The organism is Gordonia jinhuaensis (genome assembly GCF_014639795.1).
GTDB lineage: Bacteria > Actinomycetota > Actinomycetes > Mycobacteriales > Mycobacteriaceae > Gordonia_B > Gordonia_B jinhuaensis.
The window spans coordinates 42,413-48,968 of sequence record NZ_BMGC01000030.1 but is presented as its reverse complement, the minus strand read 5'-3'; the positions used below and the strand labels follow the sequence as shown (position 1 = coordinate 48,968).

The following is a 6,556-nucleotide window of genomic DNA, read 5'->3' as shown; positions in this document are numbered from 1 at the left end:
GCGACGTTGGTCACGCTCGAGTTTCTTGTCCACCACAGTCATCAGTGTCTCGGCTTTCAGTCAGGAGCACCGCTACCTCACACAAACCATCTGACACGCTCCCTGTTGCCGCTGAACCTGACTCGGCCGAAGAGCCCGAACCCAAGCCCACAACCGAGTCCACGACCAAGCGCGCCTATTCCCCGCGCCACTCCGGTGTGGGGTTCATGGACGGCTACGGCGTGATCTCCGGCGACTACGTGCGCGAGTTGGCGAAACGCACGAGTGCGGTCATCAGACCGATCAACCCCAACGGTAAGCCGTTGCGCCCGCACCTACCCTCAGACCCCTACCGGCCGTCGACGGCGATGAACCTGTTCATCCGTATCCGGGACGGTTACTGCACCGTGCCCGGCTGCGACAAGCCCGCCTTCGCCGGCGACCTCGACCACGTGCACGAATACGACCACGACAACCCCGCCGCCGGTGGCCAGACCACCGCAGCAGGACTCGCGACCAAATGCCGGATGCATCACCAGATGAAAACCGACGGCGTGTTCCTCGACGACCAATACATCGACGCCACCGGCAAAGCCCGCCAAATCTTCTACACCCAGAACGGCACAACCATCCACGGTCACGCCGAATCCGGCGACGACCTGTTCCCCACCCTGCGGGACATCACCTTCACCAACCCGCAACCACCGAAACACCCACCACCACAACCAAACACCCCAGAGTCACCCACCAGACGCCGACCACGCCTGGCAGACACACACGCCCGCCGACGCCAAGAACGAGAACGCAACCGCAAAGCCCTTGGAGGAGAACATGCAGACCAAACGCGGCTCGGCGCGCACGACCCACCGCCCTACTGATGGCCGCTATGTCACGACGTCAGGCTGCGGCTCGTGTCCTTGAGATCCACACCCGAGCGCCCGAGCTCACGCGCGCCCGCGACCAGCGACGCGACGACCCGCGCGGCACCGGCATAGTCGAGCCCTCCCGGCGGGTGGATGTTGGAGATGCAATTGCGTTGGGAGTCAGCCATCCCCGGCTGTGGATGATGCGTCAGATAGATGCCGACGCTGTCGGCAACCGAGAGTCCCGGTCGTTCCCCGATGATCACCAGCAATGTCTGCGCCCCCAGCGCCGCCGCGATGTGATCCCCCAGTGCCACTCGCGCCTGCGTCGCGATCACCGGTGTCGCAATCGAATACACCGGCGACAACACATCCTTCACCGCACCCACCACTGCGGCGCCGTGCTCGGCGAGAGCGGTCGGCGACAACCCGTCGGCGAGCACGATCGCGATATCGGGGCCGGGAACCTCACCGGAGGCAACCGCGTTCACCGCCGACAGATCCGCAGGCAGCCTACCGAGATCGGGTCGACGCAGATACTCGCTGCGGTCAGCTGCCTGAGAGGTCACCGCCACCGGATCGCCGACACCCAACGCGGCGATCTGCGCGGACAACGCCTGCACGTCCAGCGGACGGTGCACCGCATCGCGCGCGGCGGCGTGCGCGGCGGCGAACTCCAGCACCCGCTCGGTGGGCAGCGAATCACCCGTCCTGCCCAAACCGATACGCGCAGATGTCCTCTGCCGCAACAACTCCCACAACTCGCCGCTCACGACAACGAACCCGTCAGTGCACGCAGCGGCGAACGTTCGGGTTCGATGTCGAGAATCCGTCCCGCCGCATCGAGCATCCCCACCCGATCCAGCCACGCCGCGAACTCCGGCGCCGGAGTCAACCCCATCGCGCGCCGCGCATACAGCGCATCGTGGAACGACAGGCTCTGATATCCCAGCATCACGTCGTCGGCACCCGGCACGGTGATCACGAATGCCACCCCTGCCGCGCACAGCAACGTCAGCAGCGTGTCCATGTCGTCCTGATCGGCCTCGGCGTGGTTGGTGTAGCAGACGTCGACCCCCATCGGCAGCCCCAGCAGCTTTCCGCAGAAGTGATCCTCCAGGCCGGCACGGATGATCTGTTTGCCGTCATAGAGATATTCCGGACCGATGAAGCCGACCACCGTGTTCACCAGTAGCGGTTCGAGTTCACGTGCCACCGCATACGCCCGGGTCTCGAGTGTCTGCTGATCCACCGGCGCCCCGTCGACCCCGAGATGCGCACCCGCCGACAGAGCCGATCCCTGCCCGGTCTCCAGGTACATCACGTTGTTGCCGACCGTGCCGCGCCCGAGTGACCGGCCGGCCTCGTTGCCCTCACGCAGCAACGCGAGATCGACCCCGAATCCACGGTTGGCGCCCTCGGTGCCGGCGATCGACTGGAACACCAGATCCACCGGCGCACCGGCCTCCACCAACCCGATCGTGGTGGTGACATGCGACAGCACACACGACTGCATCGGGATCTCGTAGCGCGTGCGGATGTCATCGAGCAGATGCAGGAGATCGGAGGTGGCCTGAGGCGAGTCGGTCGCCGGGTTGATCCCGATCACCGCATCGCCACACCCCAACAGCAGCCCGTCGAGCGTCGCCGCGGCGATTCCGGTGGGATCGTCGGTCGGATGGTTGGGTTGCAGCCGGGTCGCCAGCGTGCCCGGCAGACCGATGGTGGTGCGCAACCCCGCGGTCACCCGGGTGGCCGCGGCCACGGCGATCAGATCCTGGTTGCGCATGATCTTGCTGGCCGCCGCGACCATCTCCGGGGTCAGCCCCGGCGACACCGCGGTGAGCGTCGCCGCCGCATCGGCGGCGGGAAGACTCGCGGTCGCCAGGAGCCAGTCCCGCAGACCGCCGACGGTCAGCCCGGCCACCGGCGCAAACGCCTCACGGTCATGGCTGTCGATGATCAGCCGGGTCACCTCGTCGGTCTCATAGGGCACCAGCGGCTGCTCGAGGAACTCGGTGAGCGGCACGTCGGCCAGAACCCATTGTGCCGCAGCCCGTTCGGAGTCGGATGCGGCCGCACATCCGGCCAGCTCATCCCCCGACCGACGAGGTGTGGCCTTGGCCATCACATCGACGAGCCCGGAGAACTCGTAGCTGGTTCCCGACAGTGAATGCCGATACGTGCTCACGGTCGCACCTCACCCCATCATCGCCGAGTGCGCCAGGAGTCGTGCAAGGTCACAGGCGCTGATCCAACGGATCAACGCTAAGTGCCCGCATCGGCACTGTCTACCGATAGACGGCCAGATCACTGCCGCACATCAGGCGGCGGCCTTCTCCAGCGCCGGGGTCACCTTGTCCAGCACATACGGGATCGACAGCGGTGACGGGAGGTTCAGCCCGGTGATCTCGGCGACCGACAGGAAGGCGACCGCACCCTTGCGTACCGAGTCGAGATTCTTGTACCCGGGCAGCGCCTGCAACTTCGCCTTGAGATCGTCGGTCTGCGCGGTGATCGCGAGCAGGTCGGAGTTGAGCTGCGGGACGTTCTCGACACTCACCGGGAAGCGCGGCTGGTTCTGCTTCTTCGCCGTGGCGACCAGATTGTCGGGGATACGCATACCCAGCCGCGTGAACAGCGCTGCGGCACCGTCGGTGGGATCGCCGAACACCTGGATCTGGTCGGCGGAGTACATGTAGGCCAGCGTGAACGTCTTGCCCGCCAGCCCCGGATTGGCCTTCTTGACGCCGTCGACCTTGTCGTTGACACCGGCGATCACCGACTTGGCCTTGTCCGGGGTGCGCATGATCGTGCCGCCGAGGGTCACCATGTCCTCCCACGGGTCCACCTGCGCGCCGGTGATCGACGGGATCGTCGGCGCGAGCTGCTTCAGCTTCGTGAGCGTGTCGGGTTCGGCACCGAAGCCCGGCGCGAGGATCAGATCCGGATTCGCCTTCGCGACCTGGGCCACCAGATCTCCACCCGGATCGATCGACTGCGCATCCTTGAGCTTGTCACCGACCCACGGCGCGGGCGATTTGGTCTGCATCTCGACGTTGTCGACATAGGCCACCGGGGTCACACCGAGGGCGAGCATCACGTCGGTCCACTGCGAGCCGAGGGTGACCACGCGTTTGGGGATGTTCTTGATCTCCACCGATCCGCTCGACGTGTTCACCACCACCGGCGCCACCGTCGAATCCGAGGAGTCGTCGGCGGAACTGCATGCGGCGGCGAACATCACGACCACCGCGGTCACGAGGAGGGCCACGGAGAGGGACACAACGCGCGTCATCGAGCGAATCACGAACACAGCCTTATCTTGTTGGGTGACGTACCGGGGAAGCCTGATCTATCCGGTCAGTTGATGGATGCGAGCCATCGGGACCACCGGACCACTCGACACCGCACGCTCGCCGAACAGTTCACGCATGTCAGCGTCATCGAGATCGTCGATGCCGCGGTCGAATTCCCGTGAGACAACGGTGGTCTGGAGGAAGTCACGCCAGGAGACATTCTCCGAACGACTGCATCCACCCCAGGATCCGCTGGCGACCACCGACGTGAACGGCAACCCGTTGTGCGGACTGCCCGCATTCCCCATCGTGGACTGGTTGACCATCACACGCGAGACGTCGAGCTGACGGGCCAGCCGATCCACCCGCGCGCGGGCACGATCGTTGTCGCCGGTGTGGATCCCGCAACTGTGGCCGCGTCCGCTGTAGGTGAGGATGTCACCCACCGTGGCCACCGCCTCGGCGAAATCGTCATAGGGTGCGACCGAACACACCGGGGTCAGCTTCTCGGTGAACATCGGTCTGCCCACCGACACCCGTGTCGCGGTGAGGATCAGCAACCGTGCGCCGGTCGCGATGCCGGCCGCGGCCGCGATCGTCGCCGCCGAGCGGCCCACGAGATCACGTGCGCGTTCACCGCGCGGCCAGATCACCGCCTCCACCAGATCAGAGGTCTCCGGGTCGAGCACATGCGCTGCGCGCGTGGACAGTTCGGCGAGCAGTCGCGCATACACCGAACGGTGGACCAGCACATTGCTCTCCGACGAGCACGAGGTCCCCTCGTTGAAAGAACCGCCCTCGGCGATCACACGCGCGGCGCGCTCGATGTCGGCGAACTCGTCGACGATGATCGTGGAGTTCCCGGTCCCGGCACTCACCGCGGGCGTACCGCTGGCATAGGCGCGCGACACCGTGGCCGCACCGCCGGTGGCCACCACGAAGTCGCAGCGCGACATCAGCTCCGACACCGACTCGCGGTCGCCGGTGGCCATGAGCGACACCAGACCCGCCGGCGCACCCGACTTCTCGAGCGCATCACCGATATCGGCGACGATGCGCTCGGCGACGCGGCGCGCACTCGGGTGTGCGCTGACGATCACGGCATTGCGCGTCTTGAGTGCCGACAACGTGGTGGTGGCGATCGCCGTGGCCGGGGCGGTTGCCGGAGCCACCACGGCGATCACACCGAGAGGTTTCGCATGCCGTTCGAGTCCACGTCCCCGCTCGATCACCCCGACGGTGGTCTGACCGGACAGATCAGCCATGGTGCCCAGCACCCGCCGACGATGCAGATCGAACAGGTCAGCACTCCGACCCATCCCGGTTGTGTGACGCGAAAGATGCGCGTAGACAGCCACATTGCCGGGCTCATAACACGCCCACCCGACCGCACGCACCACCTCGTCCACCTGCTCCTGGGTGTACCCGGCGTACTCGCGACCGGCGATCCGGGCACGGGTCAGCGCGGCATCCACGACCACAGGGTGCACGGTCACAGGTTGCACGGTCACAGGTTGCACGAGAGCATCGCGTGCGAGGCGAAACTGCAGGCGCTCTTGTTGGAGAGCTTCCACTTGCCGTCCATCCACACGAAGGTGATCGGTTCTGTGCGGTCGGCATATCCGACCAGTGAGGTCACCAGGGTCGCGGTCAGGGTGTCGCCGCTGACCGTCACCGGTCCGGCGATACGCCACTTGTAGACCGGGCCGGCCAGACGCAGAGCGTTGGCGATGCCGTTGGCCGTCGACAGCGCACCGGCGCCGGCCTGCAGCTCGTCGGCCCGCGCAGCACTGCTCGCGTTCGTGTTGAGGATCGTGTTCACCTTGGTGGTGAGCTGTCCCGGCGTCAGCGGCGCGGGTGCGGCCGCCGAGGAGGTCTGTGCGGTCGGCGTCTGTGCCGGTGCGGCCGGTGCGGCGGCTGCCGCGGGAGCATCGGCGGTGGCCGTGTCGGCAGACCCGGCTGCGGCCGGTGCCGCGCCGCCCGCATTCGCCGGTGCCTCTTCGGGCACGTTCTCCGCGGCCGGTGCGCCACCCGCGGGAGCGCCGGCAGCGGCGCCGGTCTTGGGTGCGCCCGGGGCGGCCGACGCGGGCGCACCTGCCGTCGTGGCACCGGCAGCCGCGGTGTCGGCCGCCGCGCCGAGGTTCACCACGGTCGGCTGGGCAGCCGACGCCGAGGAGGAGTTGTTGTCGTCATGGGCCACCAGGATGCCGACCACACCGATGGTCACGATCAGCGCGGAGATCACCGCCGAGACACCTGCCGACACCAGAACGGTCGGCATGTTCACGCCGCTGCCCTTCGAGCTGGTCTGGTCGCTCATCTGCTCGTCTCCCGCACCCTGTTCCGAAAACCTGCCGTCCGCGGGTTCGCCGTACTGGCCCACCGAATACTGCCCATCGCTCACGCGTCAGATTG

Annotated in this window: 6 protein-coding genes; 1 reads left to right on the top strand and 5 read right to left on the bottom strand. The window is 66.8% G+C overall.

Going from position 1 to position 6,556, the window contains the following annotated elements; all coding sequences use genetic code 11:
- Positions 1-206 precede the first annotated feature (206 nt).
- Positions 207-857, top strand: coding sequence for an HNH endonuclease signature motif containing protein (locus IEW22_RS15885; protein ID WP_188587652.1), 651 nt, complete (start codon positions 207-209; stop codon positions 855-857).
- An 11-nt stretch (positions 858-868) separates the two neighbouring features.
- On the opposite strand, the gene eutC is transcribed toward IEW22_RS15885, so the two are convergent.
- From eutC to IEW22_RS15860, 5 genes are all read right to left on the bottom strand, one after another.
- Entirely contained in the window at positions 869-1,615 is a 747-nt protein-coding gene (eutC, locus tag IEW22_RS15880; protein ID WP_188587650.1) for an ethanolamine ammonia-lyase subunit EutC, read from the bottom strand.
- A complete protein-coding gene (locus IEW22_RS15875) occupies positions 1,612-3,033 on the bottom strand; it encodes an ethanolamine ammonia-lyase subunit EutB (protein ID WP_188587648.1) in 1,422 nt (473 codons plus the stop codon). The genes eutC and IEW22_RS15875 overlap by 4 nt, the downstream gene beginning before the upstream one ends.
- 132 nt (positions 3,034-3,165) lie before the next feature.
- Positions 3,166-4,140, bottom strand: coding sequence for an ABC transporter substrate-binding protein (locus tag IEW22_RS15870; protein WP_188587646.1), 975 nt, complete (start codon positions 4,138-4,140; stop codon positions 3,166-3,168).
- A 57-nt stretch (positions 4,141-4,197) separates the two neighbouring features.
- Positions 4,198-5,637, bottom strand: coding sequence for an aldehyde dehydrogenase family protein (locus IEW22_RS15865; RefSeq protein ID WP_188587644.1), 1,440 nt, complete (start codon positions 5,635-5,637; stop codon positions 4,198-4,200).
- An 11-nt stretch (positions 5,638-5,648) separates the two neighbouring features.
- On the bottom strand, positions 5,649-6,545 hold the full coding sequence (locus tag IEW22_RS15860; RefSeq protein ID WP_188587642.1) for a hypothetical protein: 897 nt from the start codon (positions 6,543-6,545) through the stop codon (positions 5,649-5,651).
- Positions 6,546-6,556 lie beyond the last annotated feature (11 nt).

Bases quoted from the DNA above. Each gene is read 5' to 3' on its own strand.
- IEW22_RS15885 (WP_188587652.1), top strand. From the start codon at position 207: ATGGACGGCTACGGCGTGATCTCCGGCGACTACGTGCGCGAGTTGGCG.
- IEW22_RS15870 (WP_188587646.1), bottom strand. From the start codon at position 4,140: ATGACGCGCGTTGTGTCCCTCTCCGTGGCCCTCCTCGTGACCGCGGTG.